General features: G+C 69.1%; 2 protein-coding genes. One reads left to right on the forward strand and one right to left on the reverse strand.

The genetic code is table 11. The features are described 5' to 3' along the window. Positions 1-213: c-type cytochrome (locus ML342_RS11750; RefSeq protein WP_275672490.1), on the forward strand; the 213-nt coding region annotated here is incomplete at its 5' end. A gap of 60 nt (positions 214-273) precedes the next feature. Here ML342_RS11750 and ML342_RS11755 read toward each other — a convergent pair. After that, a partial coding sequence (locus ML342_RS11755) for a DUF3422 family protein (protein ID WP_240127198.1) occupies positions 274-534 on the reverse strand: 261 nt, incomplete at its 5' end.

Genomic DNA, 534 nt, shown 5'->3' on the forward strand with positions numbered 1-534 from the left:
GTGCCAGCCTGCGCGAGCTGCCACGGCCCGGACGCCCACGGCGCGACCAACCTGCCGCGGCTGGCGGGGCAGTTCTCGGGCTACCTGTTCACCCAGCTCAAGCAGTTCAACAAGCGCCAGCGCACCAACGACAACGTCGTGATGCACACGGTCGCCGAGAAGATGACCGAGCTGGAGATGGCCGCGGTGGCGGAGTACCTCAGCACCAAGTGAGGCCGGCCCCCAGCCGCAGCCGCCGGCGCTCACGCGAGCGGGGGCCGAAATGGCCCGCGTTCAGGGCTCGCCGTGCAGCCGGGCGTGGATGCGGCGCGTCATGCGCCACACGCCCCACAGCACCACGGGCATCAGCGCACCGGCGGTCAGTTCCGGGTGCAGGGGGACGCCCGCCGATTTCAGGGCTTTGGCCCCGTACAGCACCAGGCTGATCACGTAGTACGAGATCGCCGCGATCGACAACCCCTCCACCGTGGTCTGGAGCTGCAGTTGCAGTTCCTGCCCGCGGGTCAGCTTCTCGAGCAACTGGCGGTTTTGCTC

The organism is Thermomonas alba, from assembly GCF_022419205.1.
In the GTDB taxonomy this organism is placed as follows: Bacteria; Pseudomonadota; Gammaproteobacteria; order Xanthomonadales; family Xanthomonadaceae; genus Thermomonas; species Thermomonas alba.